Source organism: Modestobacter sp. SYSU DS0904 (assembly GCF_054051115.1).
Genome location: NZ_JBJHAQ010000044.1, coordinates 1 through 17,478 on the forward strand (window position 1 = coordinate 1; position 17,478 = coordinate 17,478).

The 17,478-nt window shown below is 73.3% G+C and carries 13 protein-coding genes; 1 reads left to right on the forward strand and 12 read right to left on the reverse strand.

Features of this window, described 5'->3' with window-relative positions:
• Positions 1 to 92 precede the first annotated feature (92 nt).
• Both ACI79U_RS19185 and serA read right to left on the reverse strand, forming a co-directional pair.
• Positions 93 to 3,419 carry a S8 family serine peptidase gene (locus ACI79U_RS19185; RefSeq protein WP_457071389.1) on the reverse strand — a complete coding sequence of 1,109 codons (3,327 nt, stop codon included), beginning with the start codon at positions 3,417 to 3,419 and terminating at the stop codon, positions 93 to 95.
• A gap of 434 nt (positions 3,420 to 3,853) precedes the next feature.
• Entirely contained in the window at positions 3,854 to 5,467 is a 1,614-nt protein-coding gene (gene serA / locus ACI79U_RS19190; RefSeq protein WP_457071391.1) for a phosphoglycerate dehydrogenase, read from the reverse strand.
• A 175-nt stretch (positions 5,468 to 5,642) separates the two neighbouring features.
• Between serA and ACI79U_RS19195 the strand changes: the two genes are divergently transcribed.
• Positions 5,643 to 6,425, forward strand: coding sequence for a hypothetical protein (locus ACI79U_RS19195; protein WP_457071393.1), 783 nt, complete (start codon positions 5,643 to 5,645; stop codon positions 6,423 to 6,425).
• A 28-nt stretch (positions 6,426 to 6,453) separates the two neighbouring features.
• On the opposite strand, the gene ACI79U_RS19200 is transcribed toward ACI79U_RS19195, so the two are convergent.
• The 10 genes from ACI79U_RS19200 to ACI79U_RS19245 form a co-directional block, all read right to left on the reverse strand.
• Entirely contained in the window at positions 6,454 to 7,128 is a 675-nt protein-coding gene (locus ACI79U_RS19200; protein WP_457071396.1) for a GntR family transcriptional regulator, read from the reverse strand.
• Positions 7,129 to 7,363: 235 nt separating this feature from the next.
• Positions 7,364 to 8,617: an ABC transporter substrate-binding protein gene (locus ACI79U_RS19205; protein WP_457071398.1), complete on the reverse strand. Its 1,254-nt coding sequence runs from the start codon at positions 8,615 to 8,617 to the stop codon at positions 7,364 to 7,366.
• Entirely contained in the window at positions 8,614 to 9,702 is a 1,089-nt protein-coding gene (locus ACI79U_RS19210; RefSeq protein ID WP_457071401.1) for a branched-chain amino acid ABC transporter permease, read from the reverse strand. Before ACI79U_RS19210 ends, ACI79U_RS19205 begins: the two co-directional genes overlap by 4 nt.
• Positions 9,702 to 10,583, reverse strand: a complete 882-nt coding sequence (locus ACI79U_RS19215) for a branched-chain amino acid ABC transporter permease (protein WP_457071404.1) — start codon at positions 10,581 to 10,583, stop codon at positions 9,702 to 9,704. Before ACI79U_RS19215 ends, ACI79U_RS19210 begins: the two co-directional genes overlap by 1 nt.
• Before the next feature lies 1 nt (position 10,584).
• Positions 10,585 to 11,295, reverse strand: coding sequence for an ABC transporter ATP-binding protein (locus ACI79U_RS19220; RefSeq protein WP_457071406.1), 711 nt, complete (start codon positions 11,293 to 11,295; stop codon positions 10,585 to 10,587).
• The gene (locus ACI79U_RS19225) at positions 11,282 to 12,064 is read right to left on the reverse strand and encodes an ABC transporter ATP-binding protein (RefSeq protein WP_457071408.1); all 783 of its coding nucleotides are present in this window, start codon (positions 12,062 to 12,064) and stop codon (positions 11,282 to 11,284) included. Before ACI79U_RS19225 ends, ACI79U_RS19220 begins: the two co-directional genes overlap by 14 nt.
• Positions 12,065 to 12,268: 204 nt before the next feature.
• On the reverse strand, positions 12,269 to 13,489 hold the full coding sequence (locus tag ACI79U_RS19230; protein WP_457071410.1) for an MFS transporter: 1,221 nt from the start codon (positions 13,487 to 13,489) through the stop codon (positions 12,269 to 12,271).
• Between the two features lie 197 nt (positions 13,490 to 13,686).
• Positions 13,687 to 14,712 carry a ketol-acid reductoisomerase gene (gene ilvC, locus ACI79U_RS19235; RefSeq protein WP_457071412.1) on the reverse strand — a complete coding sequence of 342 codons (1,026 nt, stop codon included), beginning with the start codon at positions 14,710 to 14,712 and terminating at the stop codon, positions 13,687 to 13,689.
• A gap of 103 nt (positions 14,713 to 14,815) precedes the next feature.
• Positions 14,816 to 15,343: an acetolactate synthase small subunit gene (gene ilvN, locus ACI79U_RS19240; protein WP_457071414.1), complete on the reverse strand. Its 528-nt coding sequence runs from the start codon at positions 15,341 to 15,343 to the stop codon at positions 14,816 to 14,818.
• On the reverse strand, positions 15,343 to 17,277 hold the full coding sequence (locus ACI79U_RS19245; RefSeq protein WP_457071416.1) for an acetolactate synthase large subunit: 1,935 nt from the start codon (positions 17,275 to 17,277) through the stop codon (positions 15,343 to 15,345). Before ACI79U_RS19245 ends, ilvN begins: the two co-directional genes overlap by 1 nt.
• Positions 17,278 to 17,478: the final 201 nt, after the last annotated feature.

Genomic DNA, 17,478 nt, shown 5'->3' on the forward strand with positions numbered 1-17,478 from the left:
CCCCGCGCGGGAGAGCCGCCCGGGGGGGCCCGCCGGTGGGGGGGTCGCCCGGCCCCGGCCGCCCGGCGCCGCCGCCGGCCCCCCCGGCTCCGTCAGGGGGCGGTCGCCGCGTCCGGTCGGACGCCCACCGGGACGAACTGGGTGCGGCCCGGACCGGTGCTGCCGTTGTGCTGCAGCACCACCATCGCGCCCTTGGGCCCGCCGACGGCGGTGTCCTGGGCGTAGGCCGGGCTCTGCGTCACCGAGAGGGTGCTGCCCCCGGTGACCGGCACCAGCACCGCCGGCCCGCCGGACGCGGTGAACGACAGCCCCGGGCTCAACGGGTCGAAGCTCATCCGCTCGGCGGCGAGCTCCACACCGCCGTCCGGCCCGGTCACCGTGCCCAGGTCGTCGACCGTGCCGTAGGCGCTGGTCGACCGGACGCCGAAGGAGATCCGGCTGGCCGCCGGGTCGATCAGCGGCATCACCGACAGCGGCGCCGCCAGCAGCTGGACGTCGGAGTCGAAGGCGTTGGTGTCCACGGTGCCGTCGGCCACGTTCAGGTGGCCGATCCACGGGTCCTCGGCGCTGGGCAGCAGGCCGAACTCCCGGTCGGTGACCACGACCAGCGGGGCGTCGAGGTCGGCGATCCGGGTGGTGGTCACCTGGTAGTCCCAGGCGCCGTCACCGGTGGCGTCGAGGTGGACCCCGTAGTTCACCGCGGTCTCGGGCGAGGTGTACCGGCCGTGCGCCGAGACGCCGACGTACAACCACGGGTCGGCCGGGCTGGCCGCGACGTCGGAGGCGACCCCCACCTGGGCCAGGTCCACCGACCGCTCCAGCTCGGACTTGTAGCAGTCCGACCGCGCCTCGGTCGTGCACCGGGGCAGCTGCGGGCTCACGCCCAGCCGCTCGAACGCGCTGACGAGGGAGGTGTAGGACGACGCCTCGCCGAACGTCCCGTTGGCCACCCCCCGACCGACCAGCGTGATCGTCTCCCCCGGCTCCCGGTCCTGGGCGACCAGGTCCGACGCGGGCTTCGCGTTGGCGTGCACCGGAACCCGCAGCGCCGGCGCGCCGGCCGTCCCCGGGGTGAGGACCAGCCGGCCGCTGGCCTCGCCGAGGAACTGCCGCCCGTCGTCGGTGACCACGGTCGGGTCGGGGACCTTGCGCAGCTGGTCGCGGTGCACCGTCATGACCACGTCGACCACCGTCTCGGTGTGCGGGGCGACGGTCACCACCTCCGGCTGGGCCCGGTACGTGACGCCCGGCTGCTGCGCCAGCGGCTGGTAGGCGAGGGTGTAGCGCACCGTCTCGCCGCTCTTGTTGGCGACGGTCACCTGGCGGTTCTGCACGACCGTCGGGTCGACCGCCTCCACCACGCCGAAGGAGGCCGAGACGACCCCGGAGCCGGCGTCAGCGTAGGCGAGCACCTGGTTGGCCAGCGCCGCCCGCGCGTCGATCCGGCCGGCGCCCTGCCGGTTCGGGCCGTACACGGTGCCGTCGGCGGTGCGGGCGTCGGAGCCGGCGGTGTTCATCAGGCCGGCCTTGACCTCCTCCGTCGTCCAGTCCGGGTGCGCCGCGCGAACCAGCGCGGTGACGCCGGCGGTGACCGGCGCGGCCATCGAGGTGCCGGACTCGCTGACCCCCTGGGTGCCGGTGCCGACCGCGGCCGAGTAGACGGTCACGCCGGGCGCGGAGACGTCGGGCTTGAGACCGTTGGCCTGGCGGGTGCCCCGGGAGGAGAAGGACGCCAGCAGGTCGATCTGCGCCGGCTCGTCGACCGTCGCGGCGTCCTCCAGGCTCGGCCCGAACGTCACGGTCACCCGACCGGCCGCGACCGCGTCGCCCAGCGCCGCGCCGTCGGTGGCCGTGGTGAGGATGCCGGGGATCTCCGGCACACCGGAGATGCCGGTCTCCAGCAGGTCGTCGTCACCGACGATCATGAAGCCGGCGGCGCCGGAGTCGCGGGCGTTGCCGCCCTTGGCGACCGAACCGCAGGCGAAGCCGGCGGCCTGGACGAGCACGATCTCGCCGCGGTAGTCCCCGCTCCAGGGGGCGCAGGCGGTCGGGTCGTCGCCGGGCTCGGGCAGCACGACCGGGGCGGTGACGTCGGGCCGGACCGCGCCGGCGTCGTCCAGGTCGCTGTGGGCGATCGACCGCAGCCCCGGGCGGACGCCCTCGGGGCCCCCGCCGGAGACGACCTGCCACCCGTCGAAGATGCCGTAGCCGTCGTTGGCGGCGGCCACGGCGATGCCGCGGGGCGCGTTGCCCGGCGAGCCACCGATGTCGAAGCTGTCCGCGGCGTTGCCGGCCGACATCACCACGAGCATGCCGTGCTTCATCGCCTCGTCGGCGACCACGGCGTCGGCGTCGTCGGCCAGGCCGTAGTCCGAGCCGAGGGAGAGGTTCACGACGTCGAGGTGGTCCTCGATGGAGCCGTCGCCGTTGGGGTCCATCGCCCACTCGATGGCCTGGACGGTCACGTCGGTGGAGCCCTCGCAGCCGAAGACCTTCAGCGCGTACAGCGACGCCTCGGGTGCCGTGCCGGGGCCGATGCGCAGGCTGCCGAGGTCCGGGGAGGCGTCGTAGCCACCCCGGTGGGTGGCGCCGTCGGCGGTCACGCCGTACCCCGCGGCCGTGCCGGCGACGTGCGTGCCGTGGCCGTTGCAGTCCAGCGGGTTCTCGTCGGGACGGGCCACCGGCTGGAAGTCGGGGCTGGCCGGGTCGGCGTTGTAGGTGTCGCCGACGAAGTCGCGGCCGCCGACGACCTTGGCGTTGGGGTACACCCCGGCCGGGGCGGGCGCCGCCTCGGCCGCCTGGAGGGCGGTGAACTGGGCGACGTCGCCGCTGCCGCCGAAGTCGGCGTGGGTGTAGTCGATGCCGGTGTCGATGATCCCGATCGAGACGCCCTCGCCGGTGTTGCCCAGGTCCTGCCAGGCGGCGACGGCGTCGACGACCCGGGCGGCGCCGGTGTTGCCGACCGTCTTCGGCGTGATCGGCAGGACCGCGGTCACGCCGGGCAGCGTGCCGAGCGCGGCGTGGTCGGCGGCGTCGGCGGCGACCGCCACCCCGGTGAGGACGGTCGAGGCGGTGTAGAGCACCTCGGCGTCCGGTACGGCCGCCGGCAGCTCCCCGACGACGTCCGCCGCCGCCGCCTCGGCCCCGGGCTTGGCCGCGCGGGCGGCGTCGGCCGCCTGGGCCGGGCTCCCGGTGGCCAGGGTGTCGGCGTAGACCTGGGAGGTCGCCGGGGTGTCCAGCCGGAGGAAGAACGACGTCGGCCCGCTCTCGGGGAGCCCGACCGGCCGGGCTCCCGCTCCCCGGGCCGCCACCGCTGCCCGCACCTGCGCCAGCTGCCCGGCGGTCAGCTCGGCCTGCGCCCGGTCGGCGACCGGGGCGGCCGGGGCGGCGAGCGCCCCGGTCGCACCCCCGGTCGTCACCAGGGCCACCGCCGCCGCGACGACCCCGGTCCGGACGGCGACGCGTCGGCGGCCCGCCCGGTTCGTGTGCGTGCTCTCCGAACCCACGTGCACCCCTGTCAGACGGTCCTGCGCGAGACCCGTCCGCACGGACGGCGAAACGGGCCAGCCAGACAGTGGTCGTTGCCGCAGCTAACGGCCAATAGGCCGTTCGGCGCAGTCCCCCGTGCCCAACCGGGCATCTGCCGAGTCCCGGGAGCGTGCTGGACGTCCGCTGTCCCGAGGGCGTCCCGCGGCCCGTCGCGTCGGCCATTCGGCCCAGCGCCGGTGACGCGGTCGACACGATCCGGTCGCTCTCAACGACCCGCCGGTCGCCCGGGCCGCAGCGCCGCCGGACGCAGCGAGGCCGCGCCGTCCGGGTCGGACGGCGCGGCCTCGGGGACTGCGGTGCCGGGTCAGCGGGGGTTGAGGTCCGCCGCCCGCACCTGACGGGCGCCGATGCGGTCGGCGATGTCGCCGAGCAGCTCGCCGCTGACCGGGATGTCGACGGTGACGGCCATCAGTGCGTCCCCGCCCTGGTTGGTCCGGCTCACCTGGGCGCCGGTGATGTTGATCCCCGCCTCCCCCAGCGCGGCGCCGACGGTGCCGACCACCCCGGGCCGGTCGGCGTAGACGAAGAACAGCAGGTACCCGTCGGCGGTCAGGTCCAGGTCGAAGCCACTCACCTCGGTCAGCTTGGGCACCTGGTTCTTGCCGTAGAGGGTGCCGGAGACGGCGATCTCGGTGCCGTCGGCCATCGCCCCGCGGATGCTGATCAGGTTGCGGTAGTCCGGGCTCTCGGTGCTGCTGGACAGCCCCACCTCGAGGCCACGCTGGTCGGCCAGCAGCGGGGCGTTGACGTAGGTGACCGGCTCCTCGACCACGTCGGAGAAGACCCCGCGCAGGACGGCGAGCTGCACCACCGAGACGTCGTACTCGGCGATCTTGCCCTGCACCTGGACGTGCACCGACTGGGCCAGGCCGCCGGCGACGGCGGTGAACACCCGGCCCAGCTTCTCCGCCAGCGGCAGCCCGGGGCGGACGTCCTCGGCCACCACACCGCCGGCCTGCACGTTGACCGCGTCGGGCACGAAGTCGCCCTGCAGCGCCAGGCGCACGCTGCGGGCCACCGCGGTGCCGGCCTTGTCCTGCGCCTCGTTCGTGGAGGCGCCCAGGTGGGGGGTGACGACGACGTTGGGCAGCCCGAACAGCGGGCTGTCGGTGCACGGCTCCTTGGCGTAGACGTCGATGCCCGCCGCGCCGACCTGGCCGGACTGCAGCGCCTCGGCCAGCGCCGCCTCGTCGACCAAGCCCCCGCGCGCGGCGTTGACGATGATCACGCCGCGCTTGGTGGCGGCCAGCTGCTCGCGGCCGATGAGCCCGAGGGTCTCCGGCGTCTTGGGCAGGTGGACGGTGATGAAGTCCGACTCGCGCAGCAGCTCGTCCAGGCTCACCAGCCGGACCCCCAGCTGGGCCGCGCGGCCGGGCTGGATGTAGGGGTCGTAGGCGAGCAGCGTGACGCCGAAGGCGGCCAGCCGCTGGGCGACCAGCACGCCGATGCGGCCGAGCCCGACGACGCCCACGGTCTTCTCGGTGACCTCGACGCCGGTGAACTTCGACCGGGCCCACTTCCCCTCGCGCAGCGAGGCGTCGGCGGCGGGGATGTGCCGCGCGGCGGCCAGCAGCAGTGCGACCGCGTGCTCGGCGGCGCTGACGATGTTCGACGTCGGCGCGTTGACGACCAGCACCCCGCGCTCGGTGGCGGCCGGGACGTCGACGTTGTCCAGCCCGATGCCGGCCCGCGCGACGACCTTCAGCCGGGGGGCCGCGGCGAGCGCCTCGGCGTCGATCTGGGTGGCGGAGCGGATGAGCACGGCGGAGGCCTCGGCGAGCGCCGGCAGCAGCGCGGCGCGGTCGGCGCCGTCGACGTGGCGGATCTCCACATCGTCCCCCAGCACCTGCAGGACGCTGGGTGCGAGCTCTTCGGCGATGAGGACGACGGGCGCGGTCCCGGGCGTGGTGGCGGTCACGGGGGAACAGCCTAGGAGCGCAGTCGACCCGCCGGTCGGGCCGGTGTCGCCGGTCCCACTGGGTGGACGCCACGGAGGTCGGTCGAGGCGGCCGGCTGGCGCTGCTTGCCCGCCCTGTCCGGCGCCACCATCCTGAGCCGCAGCGCCGGCGCCGCCGGCCCGTGCGGAGGAGACCATGAGCAACGACCCGGACGTCCCCGGCCAGCCGGATCCCGCCTGGGGCCAGCAGCCACGGTCCGGCCAGCCGGCCCCCCACGGTCAGCCCCCGCCCCACGGGCAGTACGGCCAGCCCCCCGGGCAGTACGGCCAGCCCCCCGGGCCGACGCCCTGGGGCCAGTACGGCCAGCCACCTCAGCAGCCTCCCCAGCAGGCACCCTGGGGTCGGTACGGCCAGCCGGCCCCGTACGGCCGGTACGGGCCCTACGGCGGCACGGACCCGGCCCTGCCCCCCGCGCGGCCCGCCGCGGTCATCACCGCGGCGGTGCTGGCCTTCGTCTACGCGGCGTTCGGCGTGCTGGTCGCCCTGGGCCTGTTCGCCGGGGGCGCGTTCATCGACGACCTGATCGACGCCACGCTGGCCACCGACCCCACCCTGAGCGGCGAGGTCAGCTCGGACGAGGTCGGCACCCTGCGCGGGGCCTTCGTCCTGCTGGGGGTCCTCGCGCTGGCCTGGACCGTGATCATGACGTGGGGCGGCGCGCTCGCGCTGCGCGGTCGCAGTCGGGTGCTGCTGCTGGTGGGGTCGTCGATCTCGGTGGCGTTCACCGGGTTCGTGCTGCTGTCCACGGCCGTCACCGCCGCCGCGGGCGAGCCGGGCGCGGTGGGCGGGCTGGTCTTCTCGCTGGTGCTGTTCCTCGGGGCGCTGGCGATCCTGGTGCTGCTGTGCCTGCGCCCGGCGGCGGAGTACTTCGCCGCGCACCGGGCCCGGCGGGCCGCCGGCCAGGCCGCAGCCGGCTAGGTCCGGCTGGGTCCCCGCGAGGGCCCAGCTAGGGCCCGGCCGACTCCCGCAACGCGTCGATGACGTCCTGCAGGTGCGCCCGGGCGGCGGACTCGGCGGCGTCGGCCCGGCGTTCGGTGATGGCGTCGACCACCCGGGTCAGCGCGGCGAGCGACTGCTGGGCGAGCCCCGAGCGCAGCAGCAGCTGGAACCGGTGGCGCACCACCTGACCCTGCAGGCGCTCGACCAGTGACGCCGCGATCGTCTGGCCCGCGAACTCCCCCACGAGCCGGTGGTGCTCGTGGATCAGCGTGGAGTACGCGAGCAGCTCCTGCCCGGCCACGGCTCGCTGCATCTGCTCGACGTTGACCCGCAGGCGGTCGACCTGGCCACCGGTCGCGTGCTCCGCCGCCTTGCGCGACAGCAGCCCGTCCAGGACCTGGCGGCACTCCATGACGGCCACCGCCTCGGCGGTGGACAGGCCACGGACCCGTGCTCCGCGGTTGGGGATCCGTTCGACCAGGTTCTCGGCGATCAGCGCGTCCAGGGCCAGCCGGGCGCTGTTGCGGGTCACCCCGTACCGCTCGCCGAGCTCGGGCTCGACCAGCCACTGCCCCGGGACGACGGCGCCGCGGGTGATCTCCTCCCGCAGTCGCTGCTCGGCGATGCGCCTGGCCTGCCCGCCGCTGAGCAGCTGGGCACCCTCGCCGGTCCGGTGCGCCACCAGCTCACCGTGCGGATCGCGACTGGGAGGTCTCAACAGGAGTGGCCGTTCCGGTACGGGGCGCCTCCCGTGGGGAGTGCCATGACGGGCGACCGGCCCGCACCGCCACCGTCGGTGCGCTGCCGGCGGGAGCTCCGGCGACGGTCATCGGTGCGCTCGGCGGGCAGACGTGCACGAGACAGCGCCGGGGGGTGGCCCGTCCGGGAACGGGCCACCCCCCGGCATCAGACCGAGGTCAGCCGAAGTTCTCGACCGTGTCGTAGCCCGTGCCGTTGTACTTCTGCACGTTCACGGTCGACACCGCGGGCTGGTCGTCCTCGGTGGTGTCCACCGCGGTGCCCGGCAGCATGAGCGGGGCCTCGTAGCCGCTGATCGAACGCAGCGCCTCCATGAAGTTCTCCCGGGTCGGCTCGGTCATCTCCATGAACGCCTGCTCGAGCGTCGCGCCGACCATCCAGCTCCACTGGCAGTGCGGGAACGCCGGCGGGTCGGGGTAGTTGCCGTACTCGGGAAGAGCCGCCAGGTACTCCTGCACGTCCGGGTCGTCGGCGAACGCCGGGCTCTGCGGCGCCTTCGCGAAGGACACGGAGTAGATGCCGGGGAACGCGTCGCCACCGCCGGGCTGCAGCACCGCACCCGGGCTGGACGTGTTGGAGGGCAGGAACCAGCTCGGGGTCCAGTTCAGCTGCTGCGCCTTCTGCAGCGAGGCGATCACCAGCGGGACCTGGGACATCGCGTTGAAGATGACGTCGGCGTCGCTGGCCGCGAGCTCGGTGATCTGCGCGTCGACGGTGGTGTCGGTCGCCTCGTAGGTGAGCTCCTCGACGATCTCGATGTTGCCCGCGCCCTCGACGGCCGACTTGAAGCCCTCGACGTAGCCCTCACCGAAGTCGTCGTTCTGCGACAGGATCGCGACCCGGTGGTCCTGACCCGAGGACGCGAGCAGCTCACCGAAGGCCTCGCCCTCGTTCTGGTAGATCGGCACGAAGCCGAGCTGCCAGGGGCTCTCGTCGACGTCGCTGAACAGCGGGTCGCCGGTCATGACGAGCACCTGCGGCACCTCGTCGGCGATCGCCGCGTCGCGCCAGGCGCGGTTGGTCGGCGTGCCCAGCCCCGCGGTCATCGCGAAGACGTCGTTCTTGAGCTGGTCGTAGTTGGCCTTCGCCTGCTGCGGGTCGTAGGCGTCGTCCAGCGCGTTGATCTCGACGGTGCGGGTCTGCCCGTCGCCGAACTCGACGCCACCCTCGGCGTTCTTGGCGCCGAAGTACGCGGTGATGCCGGCGACCGTGCACGTGCCCGGACCGGCCGTCGCACCGCTGAGCGGGGTGGTGATGCCGAGCGCGACCGTCGAGTCGGTGATCCCGGGGCTGGCCGCCCCGTCCGAACCACCGCCGCCGCCGTCCTCACGGCCGCAGCCGGAGGCGGTCAGCGCGAGCGCCGACGCGACGGCGAGGCCGAGCGCCTTCCGCGAGCGAGAGTGCATGTTCATGCCTGTCCTTGCCTCTCTGTTCCTGTTTCTTCCTCCGGGGTGCCCGACACTGGGGTCGACAACGGAGCGGTCGGTGGGGCGTCGGCGCCGGATCGGCGCCGTCCCCGGGTCAGCGTGCGGAGCAGCGACGCGAGTCCTCCGGGGAGGAGGAACAGCACGATCAGCAGGACCAGGCCCTGCAGCAGCGCCGTGAGGCTCGGGTCGACCAGGTTCGTCAGCTGCGGGACGAGGACGTAGTACGCACCCCCGAGGATCGAGCCGACGATGCTGCCCGCGCCGCCGATCACCATCGCGGCGAGCAGCTCGATCGAGTGCCCGAAGCTCATCGTCTCCGGCGAGGTGTACTGGATGACGAGCATGTAGAGGAACCCGCTGACGCCGCCGATGAGCGAGGCGATCGTGAACGCCAGCACCTTGTACCGATAGGGCGAGATGCCCATGGACGAGGCGACGTTCTCGTTGCCCTTGACGATCGCGAAGGCCCGGCCGTACTTGCCGCGGACGAGCGCGCGGGTCAGCAGGTACACCGTGCCGCCGATGGCCAGCACGAGGTACAGCCGCCACTGGTCGTCGTAGAGCCCGGTCCACTCCGGGGCGTCCGCGAAGCGCGCGGACAAGCCCTGCGAGCCCCCGGTGAGGTCGCTCAGCCGCTTGGCCAGCGGTACGCCGACGATGGGCAGCGCGATCGTGACCATGGCGATCGCGAGCCCACCCAGGCGTGCGGCGGCGAGTGCGACGACCAGCCCCGCGACGGCGGGGATGAGGCAGGCGAGCGCGAAGACCAGGACGATGTTCCAGTCGTTCTGCACGCCGTACGCGGTGACGTACGCACCCACGCCGAGGAAGAAGATCTGGCCGAGCGAGACCTGCCCGGTGTAGCCCATCACCACGTTGAGGCCGAGCACGGCGACGGCGAAGACGCCGATCCGGGCCATCGTCTCGTTGGTGCTCTCCTGGAGCACCAACGGCAGCACCACGAGCGCGACCACCAGCAGCAGCACACCTGCCCGGCGCACCCACGGGCTCTGCAGGGTGGACGAGTCCTGCCCGACGGCGGAGGTCGGGGCATCCATCACACGGGCCATCACACTCGCACCACGGTTTTCCGGCCGAACAGGCCCTGAGGTCGGACGATGAGCACGAAGAAGATCAGGATGAACGGCACGGCGATCCGCAGGTCGTAACCGATGAACGGCACGTAGACCGCGGCCAGGTTCTCCAGGACGCCGATGAGCCAGGCCGCGATGACCACACCGATCGGGCTGGTGAGCCCGCCGAGGATGACGGCGGCCAGCGCGTACACCAGGGCGTTGTCGAGCATCCCCGGGGTCAGCGTGAGCTGCGGCGCGACGAGCGCGCCGGCGACGGCACCGATCGCCGCGGCGAGGCCCCAGCCGATCATGAGCAGGCGTCCGACGGGGAGCCCGGAGAACGCCGCGGACTGCGGGTTGATCGCGACGGCCCGGAGGGCCAGGCCCAGCTTCGTGGTGGCGAAGAGCGCCTGCACCAGGATCATCACCACGACGATCACCAGCGTCGTCCCGATCGAGCGGATGCTGACCGAGACGCCCAGCAACGACACCGTGTCGAGGGGGAACAGCGACGGGAACTGCTGGTTGTTGTACGTCCAGAGCCACCCGGCGATGCCGGTGATCAGGGTGAGCAGACCGACCGTGACGACGATCGCGGTGTCGGGCTCGCCACCCTCGAACCGCCGCATCAGCCACCGCTCGACCACGGCGCCGAGGGCGAAGGAGAAGACGATCGACAGCAGGATGGCGACGATGAGCGGCACGCCCTGGTTGGTCAGCCACCAGGCGACGTAGGCGGCGAGCACGGCCATGCCGCCCTGCGCGAAGTTGATCAGGCCGGTCGCCTGGTGCACGAGCACGATCGCCAGGGCGATCGCGGCGTAGACCGAGCCGGCCGACAGGCCGTCGACGACGAGTTGGATGAAGGTCCCCACGTCAGCCTCCCAGGTATGCGCGGCGGATCTCGTCCATGCCCTTGAGCTCGGCGGCCGTGCCGGTGAGCACGTTCCGGCCGGTCTCCAGGACCGTGGCGCTCTCGACGAGGCCCAGGGCGAGGTTGGCGTTCTGTTCGACGACGACCATGGCGATGCCGGACTCGGCGCGCAGCCGCCGGATCGCCTCGTAGACGTTCTTCGCGGTGCTCGGCGCCAGCCCCAGCGAGGCCTCGTCGAGCAGCATCAGCCGCGGCTTGGACATGATCCCGCGGGCAACGGCCAGCATCTGCTGCTCACCACCGGACAGCGCCGAGGCGTTGGACCCGATGCGCTCCTGCAGGTTCGGGAACAGGTCCAGGCAGTAGTCGATGTCCTGCTCGACGCCCTTGCTGTCCTTGCGCAGGTACGCGCCGACCCGCAGGTTCTCGCGGACGGTGAGGTCGCCGAGCGTGCCGCGCCCCTCCGGCACGTGGGCGATGCCCAGGGCGGCGACCTGGTCGGCCCGCATGCCGCGGATGTCCTTGCCGTCGAAGACGATGCGGCCCTCGGCGCGGACGTTCCCGCTGATCGCGCGGAGGGTGGTGGTCTTGCCGGCGCCGTTGGCGCCGAGGATGCCGACCGCCCCGTCCTCCGGAACGCTCAGCGACACCCCCTCCAGCACCTGCACGGGGCCGTAGAAGGCGGTGACGTCCTCCAGCTCAAGCAGCGTCATCCGCGTCGTCCTTTCCGATGTACGCCTCGATGACCCGGGGGTCGGACTGCGCTTCGGCGGCCGTGCCCTCCATGAGCTTGCGACCGTTCACGAGCACGACGACCCGGTCGGTGAGCGCGGCGATGAGGCCCATGTGGTGCTCGACGACGATGACGGTGATGTCCTCCTCCGCGCGCAGGCGCCGGACCGTGGTGATCAGCTGCTCGACCTCGGCGTGCGGGAGGCCGGCGGCAGGCTCGTCGAGGAGCAGCAGCTTCGGCTTCATGAGCAGCGCGCGGCAGAGCTCGACGCCCTTGTGCAGGCCGTGCGAGAGCTCGTCGGCCGGCAGGTGCGCGGCCCACCCCAGACCGTTGCGCTCCAGCAGGTCGAGCGCCTCGGCGCGCAGCGACTTCTCCGCACGCCGGGTGCGCGGGGTCCGCACCGCCCACTCCAGCGCGCCGCCCGGGAGCCGGGAGTGCCCACCCAGCAGCACGTTCTCCAGCACCGTCTCGTGCAGCTGCAGCGCCGGGTGCTGGAACGTCCGGGCCAGCCCGTGGCTCGACAGCGTGGCCGGGCGGGCGCCCTGCACCTCGTTGCCGTCGATCCGCACGGCGCCCGAGGTGGGCGTGTAGTGCCCGCTGATGCAGTTGAACAGTGACGTCTTGCCCGCGCCGTTCGGGCCCACGAGCCCGAAGATCGAGCCCGGCTCGACGGTGAAGCTCACATCCTCGAGCACCTTGATGCCGCCGAACTGCAGACTCACGTCCTGCAGCGTCAGCTCAGCCGCCATGTGACCGTCTCTCCCGCCGTTGCTCCGTTGCCTCGGTGTGCGGGCCGCAGCCCGCCGACGGAACCTACGTACCGCTCGTGGGATTGACAACGATTTTGACGGGAATGTTGCGCAGCCGTCACCAACGCCGATCCGGGCGCCCCTCAGCGGGTGCCGCCCCGCCCGTCCGGCGACGGTGTGCCGCCGGGGTGCGCACCGCTCCGGTCAGCGGATCCGCTCGCCCCGTGGCAGCACCACGGCACCGACCGCGACGAGCCCGGCGAGGCAGACGAGCACGGCCGACTGCGCCGCCCCCGGGGCGACGGCCGTGCCGACCGCCACCACCAGCGGCGGACCGAGCAGCTGCCCGACGGCCGACCCCTGGGTCACCAGACCGATCGCCGCGCCGGCCGAGTCCGTGCCCGCGGACACCGAGGCCAGGCCGGCGAAGAGGGCCGACGGCACCAGTCCGGCGATGAACGAGAAGGCGATCGCCGACGCCACCCGCGGGATCAGCGGGAGCGCCGGATCGAGCACCCCCCAGACTGTCACGGCCATGCCGGCACACCCCGCGGGGATCAGCCACCGCAGGTGCGCTCCCCGGTGCAGCAGGTAGGCCCCGAGGAGGTTGGCGGGTGCGTTCACCAGGAAGACGACGGCACCGATCAGTCCCGCACCGGCGACGGACAACCCCTCGCCGGCGACCAGCAGGCTCGGCAGCAGGCCCACCACGGCCAGGTACTGCGCGGCGTAGAGGCCGAACACGACGGCGATGATCACGACGGACGGCGAGCGGAACGCACCCAGCAGACCACCGACCGAGGCCCGCCGGCGCACCCCGGCGGACGGCACCCAGCGCAGGACGACCAGGAGGACGGCCGCTGCCAGGCAGGCATCGGCGACCGACGCGCCCCGCCACCCCACCAGCCCGATCGCCGAGGGCATGAGCAGCGCCGCCAGACCCGAGCCCACCGGCATGTAGGCACCCCACCCGCCCGCGACGAGCCGCCGGTGCGTCGACGCGGACACCTCCGCGAGCAGTGGCGGCGCCGCGAGGATCACCATCACGAGCCCGAGGCCCTCCGCGACCCGGGCGACCAGCAGCCCCGTCAGGGAGTCGGCCGCCGCACCGCCCAGGTCGGCGAGGACGATCGCGAGCAGCCCCAGCCGGACCTGGCGGCCGAAGCCCAGCGTCTGGCCCAGCCACCCGAGCAGGACACCGCCGACCGCGCCCAGGGCGCTCACCGTCGACAGGTACCAGGCGGCGGTGGCCGGGCTGAGCCCGAACTCGTCCTGGAGGACCGGCAGCGCGGCGGCGGCCCCGCCGATCTGCGCCGCGGCGACCACCCCGGCGCCCATCAGGCCGGCCACGGCCGTCCAGGACGTCCCGCCGGTGTCGATCACAGCCGGGAGCCGGGCCCCCGGGTCCACCGGCCGACGCGCCATCGCCTGTCTCCTCCGTGCTCCGCATGCGACCGATCCGACCGTCCCCGACCCCGTCGTCGCGCCGGGGACGGCGGAGCACCCGAGCGGTGCGGGAGAGCCGACCGTGTCCCGCACTCCCCCCGCCGCGGCGGGACGCCCGGCCCGGCGAGGAGTGCGACGGCCCCCGCAGCGCGGGCTGCGGAGGCCGTCGTCGTCGCTCAGCGCGCGGCGGTACCGGTGTAGTCGTCGGTGGCCGAAACCCAGCTCATCAGGCCGCGCAGCTGCCGGCCGGTGGCCTCGATCGGGTGCTGCTCGGCCGCGGCCCGCTTGGCGGTGAAGTCCGGGGCACCGGCGTCCTGGTCGGCGATGAAGGCCGCCGCCCACGAGCCGTCCTGGATGGCGGTCAGCACGTCCTTCATCGACTCCTTGACCCGGGCGTCGATGACCTTCGGGCCGGAGGTGTAGTCGCCGTACTCGGCGGTGTCGGACACCGACCAGCGCTGCTTGGCGATGCCGCCCTCGTACATCAGGTCGACGATCAGCTTCAGCTCGTGCAGGCACTCGAAGTAGGCGACCTCCGGCTGGTAGCCCGCCTCGGTGAGCGTCTCGAACCCGGCGGCGACCAGGGCCGACATGCCACCGCAGAGCACCGCCTGCTCACCGAAGAGGTCGGTCTCGGTCTCCTCGGCGAAGGTGGTCTTGATGACCCCGGCGCGGGAGCCGCCGATCGCCTTGGCGTAGGAGAGCGCGAGCGCCTGGGCCTTGCCGCTGGAGTCCTGCTCGACGGCGATCAGGCAGGGCACGCCCTTGCCGTCGGTGAACTCGCGGCGCACCAGGTGGCCGGGGCCCTTGGGGGCGACCATCGCGACGTCGACGTCGGCCGGGGGCTTGATGTAGCCGAACCGGATGTTGAAGCCGTGGCCGAAGAACAGCGCGTCACCGGCCTGCAGGTTGGGCTCGACCGACTCGGCGTACAGCTTCCGCTGCACGTGGTCCGGCGCCAGGATCATGATCAGGTCGGCCTCGGCGGAGGCCTCGGCGGGGGTGACCACGCGCAGGCCCTCGGCCTCGGCCTTGGCCCGGCTCTTGGAGCCCTCGGGCAGACCGACGCGGACGTCGACGCCGGAGTCGCGCAGGGAGAGCGCGTGAGCGTGCCCCTGGCTGCCGTAGCCCAGGACGGCGACGGTGCGCCCCTGGATGATCGAGAGGTCGGCGTCGTCGTCGTAGAAGATCTCGGCGGCCATCTGGTGGTGCTCTCCTTCGGTTCGGTTCGTTCGTGGATGAGTTCAGCGGCCCCCTCCAGAGGCTCGTCCCGAGCGTGCGAGGGATGAGGAGGAGGGGGTCCTTTCAGGCGGAGCGCTCCACCGGGCGCAAGGTACCGGCGCCGCTCATCGACCGCGGACCGCGGGCCAGCGCGACCGTGCCGGACTGGGCCATCTCCTTGATCCCCAGCGGGGCGAGCACGGCCAGCAGCGCCTGCAGCTTGTCCGGCGTGCCGGTCGCCTCGAGGGTGACCGTCTCGGTGTTGACGTCGATGACCCGGGCGCGGAACAGCTCGGCGGTCTGCAGCACCTGGGCGCGGTCGGCCATCGGCGCGCGGACCTTGACCAGCAGCAGCTCGCGCTGCACGGCGGCCCCGGACTCCAGCTCCACGATCTTGATCACCTCGATGAGCTTGTTCAGCTGCTTGGTGATCTGCTCCAGCGGCTGGCTCTCCGCCTCGGCGACGATCGTCATCCGGGACAGGTCAGGGTTCTCGGTCGGCCCGACGGCGAGGGACTCGATGTTGAAGCCCCGCCGGCTGAACAGCGCCGAGACCCGGGCGAGCACGCCGGACTTGTTCTCGACGAGCACCGACAGCGTGTGACGTGGCATCAGACCTGGCCCTCTCCGAAGACGGGCCGCACGTCGCGGGCGGCCAGGATCTCGTCGTTGCTGGCGCCGGCGGCCACCATCGGCCACACCTGCGCGTCGGAGCCGACGACGAAGTCGATCACGACCGGGGCGTCGTCGATCGCCATCGCCTTCTCGATCACCGCGTCCACGTCGTCCCTGCTCTCGCAGCGCAGCCCGACGCAGCCCAGCGCCTCGGCGAGGGTGACGAAGTCGGGGATGCGGACCTGCTTGGCCGCCCCCGGCTTGCCGCCGTGGGTGTTCAGGTGGGTGTTGGAGTAGCGCCCCTCGTAGAAGAGGGTCTGCCACTGCCGGACCATGCCGAGGTTGCCGTTGTTGATGACGGCCACCTTGATCGGGATGCCCTCGATGGCGCAGGTGGCCAGCTCCTGGTTGGTCATCTGGAAGCAGCCGTCGCCGTCGATGGCCCACACGGTGGTGCCGGGCATGCCGTACTTGGCGCCCATCGCGGCGGGGACGGCGTAGCCCATGGTGCCCAGCCCGCCGCTGTTGAGCCAGGTGCCCGGCTTCTCGTACCGGATGAACTGGGCGGCCCACATCTGGTGCTGCCCCACGCCGGAGGCGTAGATCGCGTCCGGGCCGGCGATGGCCCCGAGCCGCTCGATCACGTACTGCGGGGACAGCGCGCCGTCCTCCGGCCAGTCGTAGCCCAGCGGGTACCGGGTGCGCCAGTCGTCCAGCTGCTCCCACCACGCGGCCAGGTCCGGCGTGCGTCCGGCGGTCTGCTCGGCGCGCAGGGCGGTCACCAGCTCGGCGATCGTCTCCTTGGCGTCACCCACGATCGGGACGTCGGCCCTGCGGTTCTTGCCGATCTCGGCAGGGTCGATGTCGGCGTGCACCACCTGCGCGTCGGGCGCGAAGCTGGACAGCTTGCCGGTGACCCGGTCGTCAAAGCGGGCCCCCAGCGCGACCAGCACGTCCGCCTTCTGCAGCGCGGTCACCGCGGCGACCGTGCCGTGCATGCCCGGCATGCCCAGGTTCTGCGGGTGGCTGTCGGGGAAGGCGCCGCGGGCCATCAGCGTGGTGACCACCGGGGCACCGGTCAGCTCGGCGAGCTCGGCGAGCTCCTCGCTGGCGCCGGCCTTGATCACCCCGCCACCCACGTAGAGCACCGGGCGGCTCGCCCCGGCGATCAGCGCCGCCGCCTCGCGGACCTGCTTGCCGTGCGGACGCGTCGTCGGCTTGTAGCCGGGCAGGTCCATCCGCGGCGGCCAGCTGAAGTCCGTGGTGGCCTGCAGGACGTCCTTGGGGACGTCGACCAGCACCGGGCCCGGCCGGCCGGTCGAGGCCAGGTGGAACGCCTCGGCGATCCGCTGCGGGATCTCGTCGGCGGAGGTGACCAGGAAGCTGTGCTTGGTGACCGGCATCGTGATGCCGCGGATGTCGGCCTCCTGGAAGGCGTCGGTCCCGATCGATCCGGTGGCCACCTGGCCGGTGATGGCCACGATCGGCACCGAGTCCATGTAGGCATCGGCCAGCGGGGTGACCAGGTTGGTCGCGCCCGGGCCGGAGGTCGCCATGCAGACCCCCACCCGGCCGGTGGCCTGCGCGTAGCCGGTGGCGGCGTGGCCGGCCCCCTGCTCGTGGCGCACCAGCACGTGCCGGATCCGGGAGTCGAACAGCGGGTCGTAGAGCGGCAGGATCGCGCCGCCGGGGATGCCGAAGGCGACCTCGACACCGACCGCCTCGAGGGACCGGACCAGGCTCTGCGCACCGGTGATGCCGGTGGCCGGCTCGGTGGTGACCTCGGCCATCGTCCGGGCGCTGGTCTCGACACCGAGGGTCGCCGCGGCGGCGGCCTCGGTGGGGGGGACCGGCGTGGCCGGCGCGGGACCGGCTCCCGGCGCTGCGGTGGGGCCGGGGGCCGCTGCGGTGCGGCCGGTGCTGGTGGTCATCTTCGACGATCTCCCTGGGCGGGTGGGGTGCTGCGGCGGGTCGCTCGATGGTCCGGCCGAGCGGTGCCCGGCCAACAAAAAACCCCTCGTGCCGTGGCACGGAGGGGTGGCGCGTCGGTCGGGAGGGACCGGCGCGCTAGCGGATCGCTACGAGACCAGGAGCACGGAGCAGACGAGTGCGGGGCACGGCACCACTGTGCG